This is a genomic window from uncultured Amphritea sp. (genome assembly GCF_937127095.1).
In the GTDB taxonomy this organism is placed as follows: Bacteria; Pseudomonadota; Gammaproteobacteria; order Pseudomonadales; family Balneatricaceae; genus Amphritea.
Map to the genome: position 1 here is coordinate 64,984 of NZ_CAKZLP010000054.1, position 16,170 is coordinate 81,153.

At 50.9% G+C, this 16,170-nt stretch carries 18 protein-coding genes; 7 read left to right on the forward strand and 11 right to left on the reverse strand.

Features of this window, described 5'->3' with window-relative positions:
* Positions 1-142 precede the first annotated feature (142 nt).
* From Q0499_RS12025 to Q0499_RS12055, 7 genes are all read left to right on the forward strand, one after another.
* Positions 143-631: a universal stress protein gene (locus Q0499_RS12025; RefSeq protein ID WP_299199673.1), complete on the forward strand. Its 489-nt coding sequence runs from the start codon at positions 143-145 to the stop codon at positions 629-631.
* Between the two features lie 22 nt (positions 632-653).
* Positions 654-1,601 carry a tripartite tricarboxylate transporter substrate binding protein gene (locus tag Q0499_RS12030; protein ID WP_299199675.1) on the forward strand — a complete coding sequence of 316 codons (948 nt, stop codon included), beginning with the start codon at positions 654-656 and terminating at the stop codon, positions 1,599-1,601.
* Between the two features lie 81 nt (positions 1,602-1,682).
* Positions 1,683-2,249 carry a hypothetical protein gene (locus tag Q0499_RS12035; protein WP_299199678.1) on the forward strand — a complete coding sequence of 189 codons (567 nt, stop codon included), beginning with the start codon at positions 1,683-1,685 and terminating at the stop codon, positions 2,247-2,249.
* Between the two features lie 14 nt (positions 2,250-2,263).
* A complete protein-coding gene (locus tag Q0499_RS12040; RefSeq protein ID WP_299199680.1) occupies positions 2,264-3,766 on the forward strand; it encodes a tripartite tricarboxylate transporter permease in 1,503 nt (500 codons plus the stop codon).
* Between the two features lie 128 nt (positions 3,767-3,894).
* On the forward strand, positions 3,895-4,605 hold the full coding sequence (locus tag Q0499_RS12045) for a LuxR family transcriptional regulator (protein ID WP_299199682.1): 711 nt from the start codon (positions 3,895-3,897) through the stop codon (positions 4,603-4,605).
* Positions 4,606-4,788: 183 nt separating this feature from the next.
* On the forward strand, positions 4,789-6,129 hold the full coding sequence (locus tag Q0499_RS12050; RefSeq protein ID WP_299199685.1) for an aspartate aminotransferase family protein: 1,341 nt from the start codon (positions 4,789-4,791) through the stop codon (positions 6,127-6,129).
* Positions 6,130-6,249: 120 nt separating this feature from the next.
* Entirely contained in the window at positions 6,250-7,455 is a 1,206-nt protein-coding gene (locus Q0499_RS12055) for a multidrug effflux MFS transporter (protein ID WP_299199686.1), read from the forward strand.
* 20 nt (positions 7,456-7,475) lie between these two features.
* On the opposite strand, the gene Q0499_RS12060 is transcribed toward Q0499_RS12055, so the two are convergent.
* From Q0499_RS12060 to Q0499_RS12110, 11 genes are all read right to left on the reverse strand, one after another.
* Positions 7,476-7,844, reverse strand: a complete 369-nt coding sequence (locus tag Q0499_RS12060; RefSeq protein WP_299199687.1) for a DUF2306 domain-containing protein — start codon at positions 7,842-7,844, stop codon at positions 7,476-7,478.
* Between the two features lie 8 nt (positions 7,845-7,852).
* Positions 7,853-8,404, reverse strand: a complete 552-nt coding sequence (locus Q0499_RS12065) for a DinB family protein (RefSeq protein WP_299199688.1) — start codon at positions 8,402-8,404, stop codon at positions 7,853-7,855.
* A gap of 27 nt (positions 8,405-8,431) precedes the next feature.
* On the reverse strand, positions 8,432-8,740 hold the full coding sequence (locus Q0499_RS12070) for a DUF1272 domain-containing protein (RefSeq protein ID WP_299199689.1): 309 nt from the start codon (positions 8,738-8,740) through the stop codon (positions 8,432-8,434).
* 51 nt (positions 8,741-8,791) lie between these two features.
* A complete protein-coding gene (locus tag Q0499_RS12075) occupies positions 8,792-9,175 on the reverse strand; it encodes a VOC family protein (protein WP_299199691.1) in 384 nt (127 codons plus the stop codon).
* A gap of 27 nt (positions 9,176-9,202) precedes the next feature.
* Positions 9,203-9,535 (reverse strand): YnfA family protein, encoded by a 333-nt coding sequence (locus Q0499_RS12080; RefSeq protein ID WP_299199693.1) that lies wholly within the window; start codon positions 9,533-9,535, stop codon positions 9,203-9,205.
* 69 nt (positions 9,536-9,604) lie between these two features.
* Positions 9,605-10,069 carry a hypothetical protein gene (locus Q0499_RS12085; protein WP_299199696.1) on the reverse strand — a complete coding sequence of 155 codons (465 nt, stop codon included), beginning with the start codon at positions 10,067-10,069 and terminating at the stop codon, positions 9,605-9,607.
* 77 nt (positions 10,070-10,146) lie between these two features.
* Entirely contained in the window at positions 10,147-10,743 is a 597-nt protein-coding gene (locus Q0499_RS12090) for a M15 family metallopeptidase (RefSeq protein WP_299199698.1), read from the reverse strand.
* Between the two features lie 111 nt (positions 10,744-10,854).
* Positions 10,855-11,169, reverse strand: a complete 315-nt coding sequence (locus Q0499_RS12095; protein ID WP_299199700.1) for a hypothetical protein — start codon at positions 11,167-11,169, stop codon at positions 10,855-10,857.
* Positions 11,170-11,400: 231 nt separating this feature from the next.
* The gene (locus Q0499_RS12100; RefSeq protein WP_299199702.1) at positions 11,401-12,948 is read right to left on the reverse strand and encodes a DASS family sodium-coupled anion symporter; all 1,548 of its coding nucleotides are present in this window, start codon (positions 12,946-12,948) and stop codon (positions 11,401-11,403) included.
* A 306-nt stretch (positions 12,949-13,254) separates the two neighbouring features.
* On the reverse strand, positions 13,255-14,589 hold the full coding sequence (locus Q0499_RS12105; protein ID WP_299199704.1) for a ferric reductase-like transmembrane domain-containing protein: 1,335 nt from the start codon (positions 14,587-14,589) through the stop codon (positions 13,255-13,257).
* A gap of 305 nt (positions 14,590-14,894) precedes the next feature.
* Positions 14,895-16,046, reverse strand: a complete 1,152-nt coding sequence (locus Q0499_RS12110) for an iron-containing alcohol dehydrogenase (protein ID WP_299199706.1) — start codon at positions 16,044-16,046, stop codon at positions 14,895-14,897.
* Between the last annotated feature and the right edge of the window lie 124 nt (positions 16,047-16,170).

Below are 16,170 nucleotides of genomic sequence, written 5' to 3' on the forward strand. Positions count from 1 at the left end.
CACATTTTACAAGCCTGCTCTGCGGGCTTTTTTTTTAAAAAAATAGCACCTCAGTAATCCGGTCAACCTTATGGTTGATACTCAGTCGCAGAGTTTTGCTCTGTAATGAGAGATAAGAAGAATTCAACGGGAAGATTTAATCATGCTACCTGAGATCAACACAATTCTGTACGCCAGTGATATCAGTGAGGGCAGCCGACCTGCGTTTCGTATGGCGGTCAAGCAAGCGATCAATAACAACGCACAGATAATCTTCCTTCATGCCATTGAGCCAATGGACGATTTTATCGATGATTTTTTACCGGTAAACGCGTCACTCAAACATAAGAATCAGCTTATCGAAAGTTTCAAAATACGCATAGGTATGCGTATTAAAGAGTTTCTTAAAAGCGAGCTCGAAGAGGATTTCGAACTCCCCTATCCGCCCACGATTCAGGTATCTCCAGGAAAACCTGATCAGGTTATTCTCAAAGCGGCCGCACGGCTGAACGCCAGCATGATCATCATGGGCGACCGGGAAACCTCTTCGGTTTCCAGAGTATTTCTAGGCTCAACCGCTCAGAAAGTCATTCATCACAGTGAAATACCTGTATTGATTGTTCCATTGAAAAAACACACTAAACAAAACTAAGATTAACTCCCGAGGAATGTCTATGAAGAAAATAATAAAGGTATGTGCTCTCGCTGCGCTTGCAACGGCTCCATTTATGGGCTCAGTTGCAGAGGCCTCCGACTATCCTAATCGCCCGGTAAAGTTCGTAGTGCCATGGCCTCCAGGTGATCTTGAAGATATCCTGACCCGCATGATTGCGGAAGATATGGCCAAAGAAACCGGCAAGCCAGCCACCGTCGTTAACAAACCAGGAGGTGCAGGTATTGTGGGTGCATCTGACGTCGCCCGTGCCCGTGCAGATGGTTTGACTATCGGTTCTTTTGTCATTGATATTCTGACGACTCACCTGTTGTCAGGTAATGCCCCGTATGACAAAGATACCTTTGAGCCTGTCGGTATCTTCCTGGATTATCCATTTGTACTGGCCACGAAGGCGGACTCCAAGTACAACAACATTGAGGAGCTGGCCGAATACTCCCAGACTCACGATGTATCGCTGGGCCACTTTGGCTATCAGGCACTGCCCACAGCAATCACCTTTAAAGTTGCTGCGCAAGAGGGTATAAAATTCTCATCTAATGCGGCGTTTGATTCGAATGACTGCTCTACCCTTTCAAATGGCGATGCCGATGTTATTAACACCACCACGCAGCAGATTCTGGCGTGTCTGAAGTCCGGCGACGTTAAGCTGCTGGCATCGCTGACCCGCAGTCGCCTGAGCATTGCGCCTGACGTCCCAACACTCAACGAACAAACCGGTATCAGTCAGACAACCTGGAACGGGCTGTTTGTTAAGAAGGGCACCCCTGAAGCGGTTAAACAGCGTATCGCAGAAATTGCTGAAAAAGCCCTTTCCAGCGATCGGGTTAAAGAGCTGAGTGCGACGACCGGTGCAGGTATTTACTGGATCGGCGGTAAATTCGCAGAGGAGGTCGTTGCTAACGACTACGAAGCGTCTAAATCCTTACTGGATTACATGAAAGAGTAATCACGCCAGTCACTGCAGCAGGCACAGCTGCCTGCTGCAGTATTTCACCCTGTTAACCCATAATAATAATGGTATCAACTCATGAGCAGTCAGGTAAAAAGCACCGCAGAGATTGACACAGATGAGCTGACTCAGGAAAAACACTACGGTATTTACTGGTGTATCCTGGCTCTGTCCCTGATATTGCTGGGTTTACTGCCTTTCCAAGCACCGTTGATTCATACCAATCGCGGCTGGTTTTTACAGCCGATGTTCGGTTCATCTGTAGGGCTTTTGCTATTAGCGATATTCACCAGCGTCAGGGTGATCGAGTCATTAAAAAGCGGTTTTCTCAAGCGGTGGAATATTACTGAATCACTGTTTGACACCCTGAGCAGTTACCGTACAGCGCTGATCTCGGCGGCTCTGTTTTTTCTCTATATCAACACTCTGTCAGTGCTTGGCTTTGTACTCTCGACTCTTTTATTCACCACTACACTTTTGTGGATGTGTAGACTGCTGGACCGAACCTGGTTCCTGGCAACGCTGGGCACACTGACAGTCATGGTGTTGATTTTCCGTGTTGGCGTCAGTCTCTGGCTGCCGGATGTATGGCTGTACAGTCTGCTACCGGATGTATGGTCTGACTTTGCTAACCAATACCTTTAAGACGTGATTCTGCTATGGAAACCCTGCTATTAGGTTTGAATGAAGTCGGCACACTCAATGTGATGCTGGCTATTGTTATCGGCGCACTTATCGGCGTCACTATCGGCTCTATACCCGGCCTTGAACCCGCCGGTGTCATTGCAATCCTGTTGCCACTGAGCTTTTCAATGGAGCCACTGGCCGGTGTATCGCTGCTGCTGGGTGTATACGGAGGTGCCTGGTACGGCGGCGCAATCCCTGCCATTCTGATGAATACGCCAGGCACGCCTGTCGCGGTGCTAACCACCTATGATGGCTATCCAATGACGTTAAAAGGAGAGGGAAAGAAAGCCCTCTCTATCGCTTACACCTCCTCTTTTGTTGGCGGTATTATCAGTGTGTTATCACTGGTCCTGCTGGCCCCGGCTCTGTCTCAGGTTGCGCGCCTATTCGGCTCTGCCGAATTCGCCATGCTCTCGGCGCTGGGGATGATATTTGTGGTACTGGCACACCGTAAACATGTTGTCGAAGCCGCCATGATGCTGGGGCTGGGTATCTTTCTCGGCACCATTGGTCTCGACCGCTCATTCAGCACTCAGGTATACACCTTCCATCAGGAATGGCTGCTCAACGGTATTCCACTGGTGCCTGCGGTCATCGGCTTGTTTGCCATGTCTCAGGCATTTGTCTTGCTCTCTGCCCGCGGCAATGACTCCAGTGTCACCAAACTTGAGGGGGAGGGTCTGTTCGGCGGTTTTTTTGTACTCATGAAACACAAAATCACCGTACTTCGCTCTGCTGCTTTAGGGGTTGTCATGGGACTGCTGCCCGGCGTCGGCGAGTTTGGCTCGCAGTTCTTCTCCTATACCCTGGCACAAAAGTTTTCCAAAACACCTAAGCTGTTTGGTAATGGTGCCCCGGAAGGTATTATCGCATCAGAAACATCCAACAATGCAGTCACTGCGTCCGTGATGATTCCGCTGCTGGCATTTGGTATCCCTGCAGATGCGCTGATGGCAATGCTCCTGGCGGTATTCATGGTACATAACTATGTACCAGGCCCAACACTGTTCGCCGAGCGTCCCGAGTTTATTTCAGGTCTCTATATCTCACTGTTCCTGATGAATATCGTGGTATTTGTCTACCTGACGTTCGCGACTAAGTGGATCGTTAACCTCACCCGTATCCGGGGACGCTTTATCGGCGCTTTCATACTGGTGCTGGGATTTGTCGGCAGCTACAGCCAGAACTATCAGTTCTCTGATGCGTTGATAGCGTTGGGCTTTGCCGTGTTCGGCTATATTCTGCGTAAAAATGATATCCCTGCGGTTCCGATCATTCTCGGTCTGGTTCTGGGGCCCGTATTCCTGACACGTTTCCGTCAGGCAATGGGCGTGGCAGATGGTGACCTGAGTATTTTTATCAGTCGCCCTATCAGCCTGACTCTGTTCTCAATGATTGTGCTGTCAATTACGGTCTATCTATGGAGCACGCTTAAAGCAAAACGTCAGATAAGCTCCCCCTCAATGCCTCATTGATTGGCATTCAGACTAACAGCACCATGCGGTATCATTCGCCCGCCAAAAACAACTTAATATATTAATTTGTTTTTGGCGGCAAGTTGACGTATTCTGAATCTCTTGGTTTTAAATCAGGAGATCCGGTAATGAAAACAAACAATAATATTTACCCTGCTGGTCTGTACAGTTTTCAGGATGAGTGCCTGTCGCTCCTGACCGGGGTTCTTAATGTGTCCAAGGCTGTCACCTATCTGGTCGACAATCAGCGAAAACCTATCTGCTATAAAACATGGCAGCTGCAGCCGGCAATGCACCGGCAGTATATGGATACCTTCTATAAGATGGATCCCCTGCACCCGACCCAGTTTGTTGATCAAACTGACGCCACTGTGGTCAAAATGAACGACCTGGTGAACAGCCAGGAACGCTATCATCACCCCTACTATCGTGACTTTATCTCGCCCTGGGGTGTACAGGATATTGTCGAGCTGTTTTTACGGGTTGATAACAAACTGATTGCGGGATTTGCCCTGTTCACCTCAAAACAACAACCGGAGATGCGCAGTGAAGATCTTCGTAAAGCCCGGCAACTGCATCAGTTTATGCAGTTTTCTCTGGAACAGAGCCTGGATGCGCCAAAACATAGCCAGTTTGAAAGCTTTTGCGAGCAGTTTCAGCTCACCCCTAAAGAGCGCATGGTTGTCGAGCTGGTCAGTCAGGGACTGCCTAACAAAACCATCGCCGCCAGTCTTGATTGCAGTCTGGCAACGGTAAAAACCCATCTGCAGCATATCTTTTGCAAAACCGGGGTTAACAGTAAAACGGAAATAACCTCCCAGCTGTATAACCAGCACTGATCAGAATCTTCAGTTCAGGGATGAGCTGAACGGCCACAAATTGCCCCTTTATCAACCTTCTGGTTGATACCCTGTTCAACTGATCCATTCATACTTAACTCAACCCCGTAGCACTGCTGCAATGTTCAGCACACTCCCCTGTATCGCTACGGAATTAATAAAAGAAGCATCCGGAGTTATGTTATGAGTGAAAAATCAACAACGTTATGGAACCCGATGGTACATCCGGGCGTTCCAGGTTCGCACAGCACTCTTGAAATTGTCAAAGGTGACGGCAACTACGTGCAGAATCGCGAAGGTCAGTGGCTGGTTGACGGTGTCGGCGGTTTGTGGAACGTTAACGTCGGACATAACCGGACTGAAGTTAAAGACGCGATTAAAGCTCAGCTGGATGAACTGGAATATTTCCAGATCTTTGACGGTGTCACCCATCCCCGTGTCAAAGAACTGTCTGATCTGATCATCGAGATGACTAAGCCTGAAGGTATGGCGCGGGTCATGTACAGCTCCGGTGGCTCTGACGCGGTCGAAACCGCACTAAAGATTTCCCGACAGTACTGGAAAGCCATTGGCCAGGCGCAACGCTATAAATTCATCTCGCTGAAACAAGGCTACCACGGCGTTCACTTCGGCGGTGCTTCAGTCAATGGTAACACCGTATTCCGTACCAACTATGAGCCGGTACTGCCAGGTTGTGTCCATATCGATGCGCCGTGGCTGTACCGTAACCCATGGAACTGTGAAGATCCTGAAGAGCTGGGTCAGCTGTGTGCGAAACAACTGGAAGCTGAGATTCTCTTCCAGGGGCCTGAAACCGTTGCCGCCTTTATTGCTGAGCCTGTCCAGGGTGCCGGAGGCGTCATCGTTCCCCCGGCTAACTACTGGCCGCTGATTCGTGAAGTCTGCGATAAATACGGTGTTCTGCTGATTGCCGATGAAGTCGTGACCGGTTTCGGTCGTTCCGGCAGCATGTTTGGTGTTCGTGGATGGGGCGTGGCCGCCGACATCCAGTGTTTCGCAAAAGGTATCAACTCTGGTTATATCCCGCTGGGTGCGACCGTTGTTAACGAGCGTGTCGCTCAAGGTATCGAGAGCTGTGAAAACTTCAGCGGAGCAGTGATGCACGGTTACACCTACTCCGGTCACCCGGTCGCCTGCGCCGCAGCACTGGCCTCGCTGAAGATTGTTCAGGATGAAGATCTGCCGGGCAATGCCGCTGTTCAGGGTGAAGACCTGAAAACCAAGCTGAAAAATGCACTCAGCGACTTCCCATCCGTAGGCGAAGTACGTGGTAAAGGTCTGATGGTAGCTATCGACCTGGTCAGCGACAAAAAAACCCGTACCCCGATCGATCCGATGGGTGGCTTTGCCAATCAGATCGCCGCTGTCGCCCTGCGTGAAGGCGTTATTGCCCGTCCGGTTGGCACCAAAATCATCATCTCTCCACCGCTAACCATCGGTACAGAGGAGGTCGACAAAATGGTTGCAGCCCTGCTACAAGGCTTCACTGAAGTCGACCGTTAAGTATCATCTGCAATGGCATTCCGTCATTAGCCCCCCCCCTTCGGGACCGCCAGTTAATCTGGCGGTCTCATCACCCTTCCTGTATTCTGTTAACTTATTAAGTATTTTCAGTTACAGAATATGCCGACATCCAGCAATACCCAATCTGTCCAGATAAAAACCCCGATCGCCCTGTTAGCCGGCATGGCGATTGCCAGCCCGGTGGCCCTGAATGTATACGCGCCGGTCATGCCAGTGCTGGCTGAACAGTTCAACACCACCCCTTTTACGATTCAGCTGGGGTATACCTTTTATTTGCTAACACTGGCGATCGGACAACTGATCAGCGGCCCTTTAGCCGATCGTTATGGCCGCCGCCCGGTGTTTTTCTGGGGGTTTCTGCTGCATATATTCGGTTGCATCATCGGTGTTATGGCCTTCGAAGCCTGGCATCTCCTGTTGGCCCGTATACTTCAGGCTGCTGGCGGCTGTACCGGTATGCTACTGGCCCGCAGTATTATCCTTGATCAGCATGGCAAAGATAAAGCCGCCGGCATGCTGGGCTATATCACCATGGGGATCGCGACCGCTCAGGCGGTAGCACCCACCATCGGTGGTTATCTCAACCTCGCGGTCGGCTGGCAATCGGTATTCTGGGTCTCTATGGCACTGGGCACAGTCGTCTGGCTCGGTGCGCTGATCCGTTTACCGGAAACCGCCGGACACACAAAAGACACGGGCAGCCTGCTCAGTAGTTTTACCCGCTATAAGACCGTGCTCTCCTCCCGTAGCTATATCTACTGCGCGCTATCGGCCACCATGATTGCCTCGGGATTCTTTATCTTTATGAACAGTTCCCCGTTTATTGTCGATGCCATACTCAAGGGTAACTCCGCTGACTACGGTAACTGGTTTCTGATGGTTGCCGGAGGGTTCTGGCTTGGCAGTCTGGTCGCCGGAAAAATTTCCGCTACGGTTGGTACAAAACAGATGATGTTGATTGGCTGTGGCATCTCTGGCGGTGGTGCCCTGCTGATGCTGGCACTGTTTACCCTGCAGCCACTCAGTTTTACCGCGCTGTTTATGCCAATGGCGATCTTTACCTTCGGCCGTGGACTCACTCAGCCCAACGCCCAGGCTGCCGCCGTCTCATCCACCACCGGCGCCGTGGCCACCGCAACCGGCATGTTAGGTTTCATGCAACTGACCATCGGTTCACTGGTGGCTCAGATAACCCCCCTGCTGATCGCTATCAGTATCTATATGCTGCCAACGGCGCTGTTGTGTCTGGCACTGATGGCTTCGATTTTTGCGATCAAAGGCAGCCAAAGTGAACAGAACCACTAGTCCCTTAAACACTGAAAGGTTTAACCGAAAAACAGCTCATGCAGTAAACGCCCCGGCATTAAAACGGCCCCCATTGCCGCACCAACCGTGCCCAGATAAGCCCCGACGGCAAAGGACCGGTGGTAGCGGATATTACCTCGTCTGGCAGCGCTGACAGATACAACCACACAGATCAGTACCCAGAGCGAAAGCAGGTGAATCGGCCCATAGCCATAAAACCAGTCGATAAACCCGCTGATCCAGAATGAGGATACGGATGTAATGATCATCGCCGCCATCCAGGACCATCCCAACCCCTTATGCAACGCCGTTCCCTTACTTCTGAACAACTGGACCAGACCAACAAGCAACACCCAGAATGCCGCAGTAAGATGAATATAAGTGTGCATGTTCTCGCCTATGAAGAGTGTTGAAACTGATCAGGTATGTCGATCAGAAAATCAGTGACTCCGACATCAATATTTTCCTGACTCAGCAGGGTTGTTATCTGTCCCCGGTGATGGGTCTGATGATTAAAAAAATGGCAAACCAATTCACCAAAATTCCGTTCACTCACCACGCCTTTAGAGTTGGCATACACCAACGGTCGATTAAAATCAGCTACGCTAACCTCTTCAGACAACCACTGCCTGATCAATCTGTCGAGAGTTGTACGGACAGTAACCAAAGAGGATAGATCAGCATAAAGAATCTCATCCAGCGCCTGAGGCGTTGGCCAGGCACTGAGGTTACTCAGCGAGTGATAACGGTCAGAATGTACTGAAAACCGGGCCAACCAAAGCAGATCGCCCACTACTAGATGGTTAAGTGCTCCCAACAGAGAGCCGAAGAATGCCCCACGATCCGCGCTGAGCTTATCGGCACTAAGACCGGTACACGCATCGTATATCTGGCCATTCATCCGAATATTGTAGTCCGCCATCAGGATGAAATGCTCTCTGATATCCATACCCCATTTTTCCTTTTCAGTAATACGCTATCTATTTTCAGCTTTTATCGATTTTATTGAATCACTAAATTCACTCAGCTCGGCAGCACTGTACTGCGTGTGCACCCGCACCGTGGATGCCGGATGGTACTGCAACCCCACACCGTCGCGGTACACCTTGGCGGGACGAATTGGCCTCGGGCTAAAACCACCACCGCAATTAGGACACACATTATTAAGCAGATTCTCCACACAATCACGACAAAAAGTACACTCGTAACTGCAGATACAGGCTTCTGTTGAGTCCGGTGGCAGATCTTTATCACAGCATTCGCAGTTGGGTCGAATCGCTAACATAGACAGCTCCCTGATTAAGATAGATCCGGTTGAAGGTTTCACCTGAGACTATTACAACTGGTAAAGTTCCAGAGGTAAATGATCCGGATCACTGAAAAATGTATACTGCTTGCCGGTATATTCATCGATGCGCACAGGCTCAGCAGCAATGCCATAACCCTGTAAACGTTTCACCGCCGCTTCAATTGAGTTCACTGAAAACGCCAGATGGCGCAGCCCCAGAGCTTCAGGATAACTGGGCCGTGCAGGACGGTCTGGAAAGGAAAACAGCTCAATCTGGCCACCGTCGGGCAGCTTCAGATCAAGCTTATAGGAATCTCTCTCATGCCGGTAATTTTCAGCAATAACCTCTAAGCCTAAAATCGAAACATAGAAATGTTTCGACCGTTGATAGTCAGAGCAGATAATGGCGACATGGTGAACTCCAGCTAACATGCAAACTCCCGGTGCAACGAATAACCTTTAAACCGATTTAGGCGCAAACATAATAATAGCCATACCCAGCAGCGCGATACCCGCCCCGACCATATCCCAGGTGGTTGGTTTTATGCCATCCACCAGCCAGAGCCAGAGCAACGCTACAAAGATGTAGACACCGCCGTACGCGGCATAAACACGCCCGGCAGCGGTGGGATGCAGGGATAATAACCAGGCAAACAAGGTGAGACTGATAGCTGCAGGAATCAGCAACCAGACACTCTTGTCCTGCTTCAACCAGAGATAAGGCAGGTAACAACCGACAATTTCAGCAACCGCCGTTATCATAAACAACGCTATGGTTTTCAGTTCAAACATAAACAGGAGGATTCCAATTAAAGGGGGCTTTAACCGATTAAACATTCAACAATATCGTTCGCGTGCCAATCAAGCGTAAACGGCCTGATACACGGCGTAAGCGGTCAGCATGATAACAATCAGTACCGCAGCGACCACGGGGCGGTCTTCCCCCAGCTCATCGCTCAAACCATCACGTTTCGCTTTCGCCAAGTCATCGGGATGATAAACGCCCTTGCGACAGAAGAGAATGGTGACAAAAAACATTCCGGTTACCGCCATAAAAACATGCAGGGTATAGGTAAACGCCATCAGAGAGTCGGGGTTTTCTATCTGGGTCGCGCTCATTCCCAGAATCGATGCACAGGACATCATCGCGATAGCAAACAGATTAATCGGTGTTCGGGATCGGGTCACGGCTGACCAGGCACCACTCGCCCCGGTGCGGGACGTTGACGGTTGTACTGCAGCATCTGTCGGACAACCACAACTGATACAAACCTCTGCTTTATCCGATATAGCATGACCGCACTCTTCACATTTAATCATTGCCATTGTTCAGCTCCGCCAGTGTAATCAATAATACTACTGGATTATTGTCAGTCAGGCACGCCACTCTGATTAAAGAGCCCTCAGAGTGGCGCCGTGGCCTGAAAGTGCATCGCATCACGCCCCCAGAATGCTCCGGCAGACAACCAGCCCTCCTGTGCAAAGCATTCCATAACCTCAAGCGGCATCGTGGCGTTCACCGGCCATGAGGTTTTATTGCCATTTCGCCCGGCATTGATATCGATAGCATTCATCCAGGCATGCATCGACCAGGAGTTCAGACTGTTACGCTTTAAACGGGGATTATAGAGCCCATTATAGGTGAGTATGCCGGCAGCCCTGCGGGAGGCCTCATCGGGGTACACTGATGCCAATCTCTTAAATACCCGCAGCAGGCTATCCGCACATTTCTCATGCACCCATAGGGACTTAACCGGCTTATCACCATAATAGATCGTGAATGGCAGAGTGATTTTCTGACTGGGTGGACCGTACTCTTTATCACCATGTTTGCCGAAAAACGCTAAAAAATCCGGCGTTCCCTCCACCGGAAACGGGTGTGGTGATGGCATCATACTCTTAAGGTGCTTCTGGCAGGCGGCAATGCTCATCGGACCCCAAAAGCCATCCCCCAGGGTACCGATCCGTTCCTGAATACGAACTATCTCAGATCTGTTCATCGTTCATACACCCCCTATTTAATTGACTAAAGGTTGCTACTCAAAAGAGATCGGTTATCTGAACGCTTTCACTGCAGCATCAATATACATCCCGGTTTATATAGGGCTGCCCTACTTATCACTCTCATGCTTGCCCGATAGCTGACCGAGAACGTAGCCCGCTATACCACTCAGAATCGCACCGGTAATATTGCCTTCAAGCCGTCCGGCTAAGCTCAATACCACGGTTGCAGCGATAACCCCCATGACGGTGACCGTCTTAAAAAAGGATGGGCTCTTAAGTATATCCATTACATTCGACTGAGATTTGGCAACCGAGTGCCAGAATAATCCCCACATGGCGACTAAGCCAACGGTGGCCAGAATTGAAAGACCAACAATATATTCAGGTTTTAACTGAACGGCTCCCGCTGATATCTCATCCATTACCAACCTCCTCAGTTCACCTCATTTTTAAAGCGTTCCTAATAAGTCACAAAAATGAAAAAACCCGCAAACATTACTAAACAGAGCAATAACTCTGCGGTGTTTATCGGATACGGCTTTATTGAGTGTAGATGGAAATTAAACATTTGTTCAAAAATGTCTAAGGAGGGCGCAGCGAGGAAAAACAGGGGATATTCCGGACCGGCACAGTGCACCGACCCGGAGAGAGGTTTAGAAGCTCACACCGAACACCAGGTTTGCGAGCAGGGTAAACAAACCAAAGGCAACCGCGATAGCAACGATGTTCAACAGAAAACCTGCGCGAACCATATCCCGCAGCTCCATCAACTCATAGGAAAACACAATCGCATTGGGCGGTGTAGCAACCGGCATCATAAAGGCCATCGAAGCCCCCAGCGCCACCGGTACACAGAGCAACACCGGATCTAGTCCAAGGCCAACAGCGACCGCAGCCAGTATCGGCAAGAAGGTGGCGGTTGAAGCGGTGTTAGAGGTAATCTCGGTGAGATAGACGATGGCAACTGTCACCAGTAGTATCAGCACCAGAGTACTGACATCTACCCCGGCAACGGAATTGCCGATCCACTCAGCCAGACCGGTGCCTTTAAAGCCACCTGCCAGCGCCAAACCACCGCCGAACAACAACAATACGCCCCAGGGCACGTTACGCGCAGCTTCCCAGTCCAGTGCAAACTCCCCTTTGGTGCGGGAAATCGGTACTGCAAACAATACCAGCGCAGCCAGCAGTGCGATCATAGTGTCATCCAGGGGTAAACCGGTCAGGTCGACGATAAACTTGCGGAAAATCCAGCCCAGTGCAGCACTCAGGAAAACGAGTGCCACCAGTTTTTCGCCACGAGACATGATTCCTAGTGCAGCGAGTTCACGCTGTACTACAACACCCGGGTCTTTAATAGCGATCTGATGCGAGGGGAATAGAAAACGGGTCAGCAATAACCAGGTGATCGGCAACATAATAACGACCACCGGCACCCCCAGCAACATCCAGTCAAAGAAGGATATTTCGATGTTGTAGTTGCTCTGTAGAAAGCTCGCCAGCAACGCATTGGGCGGCGTACCGATCAGTGTACCCACACCGCCAATCGAAGCGCTATAAGCTATTGACAGCATCAGGGCAACGCCGAAATTACGCACCATACGCTTATCTTCTGTCTGCTTAGCAACAAAATCGATCACCGACAGACCCACCGCAAACATCATGATGGTGGTGGCGGTGTTAGAGATCCACATGGACAGAAAAGCCGTCGCCAGCATAAAGCCGAGAATGATCCTTGAAGGTGAGGTACCCACCCGACTGACAATCTGCAGCGCGATACGACGGTGTAAGCCCACATGCTGCATCGCCGCTGCCAACAGGAAACCACCGAGGAAGAGAAAGATTAACGGATGACCATAATTAGCCGCCACTGGCTTGATCTTATCAATTTCAAACAATGGCATCAGCACAATCGGCAACAGTGCCGTGGCAGGAATAGGCACCGCCTCGGTCAGCCACCAGATAACCATCCAGGTTGCCATCGCCACCAGACGCCAGGCCTCAGGCGGCATACCCGCAGGAGCAGAGATCATGAGGATCAGCGCGGCGGCAACCGGCCCACCCAGCAGTCCGATAAGTCGCAGACCGGTTACCGGCGATCCGCCAGGCTCTGCGCGGTCCTTATAATCAGGATCACGGCGATCTCCGGGGGATAGAAAATCTTCATCATGAGCATGGACGCTCTTGTCGTCGTTTGTCATCGGGTAGTATCTCTCTGAGTAGCAGGCGTATTAAACGGTCATTCACAGTATCTGTAATCTTAGGCCGGGTTCGTGAAAAAAACAGATGCATTCACGGGTTCCTCGTACAAATAATCATGCTGGCGCAAATAAGATCACTTAGCCTGAGGTGAATAAAGGCGATTGCAGGATAATCAAGAGACTGCCGATAGTAAACCTTGCGACTTTATATAATACGGTAAATCTGCCACTTTGCTGATACCACTCAAGAGACGATCCGGCGATAAGTTTCCCCCGCCCGCCGGACAGGGGAACAGGTCAGCCGTGTTAGCGCATCTGAAACAGTTCCTGATGGAAATGTCGGGCTGCGAGCCCTTTCGCCATAAACGCTTTACGCAATGACTGTCCAAACCCTGCGGGACCGCAAAACCAGACACTTGCCGCACGCCACTCAGGTATGGCTGCGAAAATTCTTTCGCAGTCAAGCCGACCATCTTTGCTACTCACCAACAGATGCAGTGTGACACCCGCCGCCGCTGCATCTGCTGTGAGCTTATCAATCGCGCGCTGATCATAATCAGCGGTTGGATGAAACAGGTCGATCGGTTTATCGCCAGGGGTCTTCGCCAGCTCTTTCATCCGCGCGATAAAGGGGGTAATGCCGATGCCTGCCCCGATCCAGATCTGCCGTGGCGGCGCATCATCAAAGTCGAAACAGCCATAAGGCCCCTCGACGGTGACCGGCATACCGGCTGTCAGCTGTTCGCGTAAACGCCCGGTATGATCACCCAGCGCTTTGGTAATAAACACAATGCGCGGATCCGCAGGGTTCCAGGCCGAGGCGATGGTGTACGGATGCGCCCCTTCCTTTCGGTTTGAGGTCACAAAAGCGAACTGTCCGGCAGCATGTCCCTGCCAGCCTTTTTCCAGCACCACCTCACTCTCCAGCACACGAAGACCATCATAGTGGCTGAGACTACCGATGGTTCCTTTAACCTTTCGACCGTTACCAATACGTCCGGTCAGTGCCAACAGTGCGGCTACCGAGCCACCTGTCAGCAGTGCAGCCAAGAGTATGCCGACCGGCTGCAGCCAATAATCAAATTTGATCAGCACCACAGAATGATACGCCAACACCAGATACGCGATAGAGATCAGTTGATGGGTCTTAACAAACAGGTGATAGGGGAAACGTTTAATCAAAGCCAACACCATCAGTGCGACAGCTGCATAAAACGCCCACTCTCCCACCGATTCAGCAAAGCCTCGCTGACTGCGAAACAGATCCTCTATAAACCCGAGAGTTTCCGTTGATCTGGGACCACGAACAGGCTTATCCAGCCAGCCCCAGCCAACCATCCATTTACTGCCCTGTGCCATCCACCAGTGAACCACAGAGGTAACCAGTGCCGTAATACCTAACCACTTGTGCAGCCGGTAACTTTTATCCAAACCGTCCAGATAGCGCTCCAGCCATTTAAGGCGAAGCGCCAGCAGCATCGCGACGCTCATCACCCCGATAGCAATCACACCACTGTACTGGATGAATACGCCGCGAAACGCGAAGTAACTGAAAGGCTCCGGCATCAAGGTATCAGCAAACAGCCACAAGGCGGTCAGTACCAGTAATAACAGGGCAAAGAAGATTTTAATCGGTTTCATTTTGCGTATCCTTTAGGAATGCGGACAAAAAATCCATCTCTTGTAGTTTGGCAGATGTGCACCACCATCTTCACCAGGGATATTCGGTGAGCAGGCCGACGGATTGTCGGAAGGTCCTGAATAACAGATCTCCAACAAGGAGTAACGGCTTAACCCACACCTCTATTTTATCGGGTATGGTGCTGCAGGAAGAAGCCCTGTCGATGTAATGTTGTGTAAAGATTTGCGAAGAAAAGCACCGGAGAGTATAGCTCCGGTGCTTATTTTGTCAGCTGATCCACGAGTTGATCAGAGACTCAGACTCATCAGAGAGCAGCACGATAGATCGCGGCAACTTCCGCATCTTTCAGGGTGCGGGGGTTGGTCAGACGACACACATCTTTCTGCGCATTAGCCACCATTGTTTCAATGTCATCATCTTTAACACCGAGTTCAGACAGTGTCCGCGGAATACCCACATCCTGTCCCAGTGTTTCAATGGCATCGATAGCCAGCAGCGCAGCATCACGCTCTGACAGCCCGTCGGTCACTTCGCCCAGGGCATCAGCAATATCGGCAAAGCGTTCGGTAGCGGCGATCATGTTAACCCGGCAGACATGGGGCAGCAGCAAAGCATTACACACCCCGTGCGGCAAGTTATAGAAGCCGCCAAGCTGGTGCGCCATCGCATGCACATAACCCAGGCTGGCATTATTAAACGCCATACCGGCCAGGTATTCCGCATAAGCCATCTTATCACGTGCTTCCATGTTATCACCCCGGGCAACCGCTTTACGCAGGTATTGTCCGATCAACCGGATAGCCTGCAGTGCACAGGCATCGGTAATCGGCGTAGCTGCCGTAGAGACATAGGCTTCAACCGCGTGAGTCAGTGCGTCCATGCCGGTTGCAGCCGTCAGAGCGGGCGGCATATCCACCATCAGCTCCGGGTCATTGATCGCAACATCCGGGGTTACACGCCAGTCAACAATCGCCATTTTGACGTGATTGGAGGTATTGGTAATGATGGTAAACCGGGTCATCTCGCTGGCGGTGCCCGCAGTGGTGTTGACCGCGATATAGGGCGGCAGCGGCGCTTTTGCCTGATCCACGCCTTCGTAATCGTGGATTGAACCACCACTGGACGCCACCAGACCAATACCTTTACAGCAGTCATGGGCGCTGCCTCCGCCCAGAGAGATCAGCATATCGCAGCCATGCTCACGATATACGGCAAGGCCCTCAGCAACGTTGTTATCGGTTGGGTTAGGCACCGTATCGTCATAAACAACACTCTCAATTGCCTGACTGCCCAGCAACTCAGTCAGACGAGCGGTATATCCCAGGGAGGTCATCCCTTTATCTGCAACCACCAGTGGCTTGCTACCACCGAGCATCGTTACGCGTTCCGGCAAACTGTTAAAACAACCTGGCCCCATCAGCGATACATTAGGTACAAAAAACGCTTGTGTAGTCATAATCTTAACCTCAATAAAAATATGAAAATCAACAGATCCTTCCGGGAAGAACAACTCACCGGAGACTTTCTTATTTTTTGTGCCCACTATAGTTGAGTACGAACCTCTTTATGTTGATCCAGAC

Bases quoted from the DNA above. Each gene is read 5' to 3' on its own strand.
- Q0499_RS12025 (WP_299199673.1), top strand. From the start codon at position 143: ATGCTACCTGAGATCAACACAATTCTGTACGCCAGTGATATCAGTGAG.
- Q0499_RS12030 (WP_299199675.1), top strand. From the start codon at position 654: ATGAAGAAAATAATAAAGGTATGTGCTCTCGCTGCGCTTGCAACGGCT.
- Q0499_RS12035 (WP_299199678.1), top strand. From the start codon at position 1,683: ATGAGCAGTCAGGTAAAAAGCACCGCAGAGATTGACACAGATGAGCTG.
- Q0499_RS12040 (WP_299199680.1), top strand. From the start codon at position 2,264: ATGGAAACCCTGCTATTAGGTTTGAATGAAGTCGGCACACTCAATGTG.
- Q0499_RS12045 (WP_299199682.1), top strand. From the start codon at position 3,895: ATGAAAACAAACAATAATATTTACCCTGCTGGTCTGTACAGTTTTCAG.
- Q0499_RS12050 (WP_299199685.1), top strand. From the start codon at position 4,789: ATGAGTGAAAAATCAACAACGTTATGGAACCCGATGGTACATCCGGGC.
- Q0499_RS12055 (WP_299199686.1), top strand. From the start codon at position 6,250: ATGCCGACATCCAGCAATACCCAATCTGTCCAGATAAAAACCCCGATC.
- Q0499_RS12060 (WP_299199687.1), bottom strand. From the start codon at position 7,844: ATGCACACTTATATTCATCTTACTGCGGCATTCTGGGTGTTGCTTGTT.
- Q0499_RS12065 (WP_299199688.1), bottom strand. From the start codon at position 8,404: ATGGATATCAGAGAGCATTTCATCCTGATGGCGGACTACAATATTCGG.
- Q0499_RS12070 (WP_299199689.1), bottom strand. From the start codon at position 8,740: ATGTTAGCGATTCGACCCAACTGCGAATGCTGTGATAAAGATCTGCCA.
- Q0499_RS12075 (WP_299199691.1), bottom strand. From the start codon at position 9,175: ATGTTAGCTGGAGTTCACCATGTCGCCATTATCTGCTCTGACTATCAA.
- Q0499_RS12080 (WP_299199693.1), bottom strand. From the start codon at position 9,535: ATGTTTGAACTGAAAACCATAGCGTTGTTTATGATAACGGCGGTTGCT.
- Q0499_RS12085 (WP_299199696.1), bottom strand. From the start codon at position 10,069: ATGGCAATGATTAAATGTGAAGAGTGCGGTCATGCTATATCGGATAAA.
- Q0499_RS12090 (WP_299199698.1), bottom strand. From the start codon at position 10,743: ATGAACAGATCTGAGATAGTTCGTATTCAGGAACGGATCGGTACCCTG.
- Q0499_RS12095 (WP_299199700.1), bottom strand. From the start codon at position 11,169: ATGGATGAGATATCAGCGGGAGCCGTTCAGTTAAAACCTGAATATATT.
- Q0499_RS12100 (WP_299199702.1), bottom strand. From the start codon at position 12,948: ATGACAAACGACGACAAGAGCGTCCATGCTCATGATGAAGATTTTCTA.
- Q0499_RS12105 (WP_299199704.1), bottom strand. From the start codon at position 14,589: ATGAAACCGATTAAAATCTTCTTTGCCCTGTTATTACTGGTACTGACC.
- Q0499_RS12110 (WP_299199706.1), bottom strand. From the start codon at position 16,046: ATGACTACACAAGCGTTTTTTGTACCTAATGTATCGCTGATGGGGCCA.